This is a genomic window from Caecibacter sp. AF58-12pH5A (genome assembly GCF_027681725.1).
GTDB classification, from domain to species: Bacteria; Bacillota; Negativicutes; order Veillonellales; family Megasphaeraceae; genus Megasphaera; species Megasphaera hominis.
On record NZ_JAQDBC010000080.1, the window covers coordinates 1 to 1,408 of the forward strand.

Annotated in this window: 2 protein-coding genes; one reads left to right on the plus strand and one right to left on the minus strand. The window is 34.4% G+C overall.

The genetic code is table 11. The features are described 5' to 3' along the window. The first annotated feature begins 245 nt into the window (after positions 1–245). Entirely contained in the window at positions 246–692 is a 447-nt protein-coding gene (locus tag PGX44_RS13895) for a desulfoferrodoxin family protein (RefSeq protein ID WP_427113690.1), read from the plus strand. A gap of 277 nt (positions 693–969) precedes the next feature. On the opposite strand, the gene PGX44_RS13900 is transcribed toward PGX44_RS13895, so the two are convergent. Then, positions 970–1,408: GGDEF domain-containing protein (locus PGX44_RS13900; RefSeq protein ID WP_498855838.1), on the minus strand; the 439-nt coding region annotated here is incomplete at its 5' end.

Below are 1,408 nucleotides of genomic sequence, written 5' to 3' on the forward strand. Positions count from 1 at the left end.
AAGTGCGTAAGTTAGTAAATTGGTTACCGGTAACTTACACACTTCATTTTACACTCCCTCGCGTATGTTTGTAGCAAATTATATCCCTGGTCTATCTTTTCCCATTCGTAATGAGTTGACTTATACAGAAAATTATTATATAATCATCATGTAATGATATAAATAATAATTATTCGTTAACGATTTAATTACAGGAAACTAGTTTTATTTAATATTATATATGTATTGAATCAGGAGGTTTTATTATGAACGAAGTAGATTTTTATTATTGTGAAAAATGCGGTAATCTTGTTGCCGTTATTCAAGGCAGTAACAGCCAGCTCTCTTGCTGTGGTCAGCCAATGAAAAAATTAGTTGCGGGTGCAGTAGATGCTGCCAAAGAAAAACACATTCCTGCGCTGACATTAAATAATGGAGATTTAATGGTAACGATTGGTTCTGTTGAACATCCGATGACCGATGAACACTTTATTCAATGGATTACCTTAGTCAGTGGAAATAAAATAGAAACACATAAATTATTTCCAGGTCAAGCTCCTAAAACAATTTTTAAAGGTGTTGATGTCTCAGGAACTGTATACGCGTACTGCAATTTACATGGTTTATGGAAAAAGGAATTTGGCAAAGAAGGTATTCAACCATCCCTCGGTGGCTGCTCACCAGAATTTGGCGGCTGCAAATTAGAAATTTAACTATTTTGTTTTCAATATAGCTGTAATTTATCAAGAACAGGAAAACGACCCCTGCTTTTTTAACAGGGGTCGTTTTCCTGTTCTTGATAAATACAGAATTTTACAAAACAAAAAGCAGCAATATGTTTGCCCTTTATGAAATATAAAAATAAACTGATTCTCCTTTTATATAAACCAGCATCGTTCATAATATTGTTTTCAAACGACATTCTCAAACTGCTATATAAAAAATTAAAGTAATTTATTTTTACTATTCTATATTTTAAAAACAACCGTCTCAAAGACGTTCATATAACCTGAAACAATTTCGTCCCGCTTCTTTTGCTCTGTATAATTCCTGATCGGCTTTATCTACTAGCAGCATGATTGGATCCTCCTGCTGAGGATACAAACAAGCAATTCCGACAGAAATAGTCATTTGGCTTTTAAGTTGTACCGGACTATATTTAGAATATAAACTGTTAACATTCCTAAACAATCGTTTTACAACATGAATAGCCGCTTCTTTCCCCGATTGCGGCAGCAATATAACAAACTCTTCCCCGCCAAACCGTACTACCATATCTTGCGGACGCCGCACAGAACGTTGAAATTCTACCGCCATAGCTTTTAAGCATTCGTCACCTTGTAAATGTCCGTAAGCATCATTATATTTTTTAAAGGCTATGTCACAACAAACAGTTGATAAATAGCCATTTTTATAGGGGAGTATCAGA

Coding starts and splice junctions, on each gene's coding strand:
- PGX44_RS13895 (WP_427113690.1), top strand. CDS start 246: ATGAACGAAGTAGATTTTTATTATTGTGAAAAATGCGGTAATCTTGTT.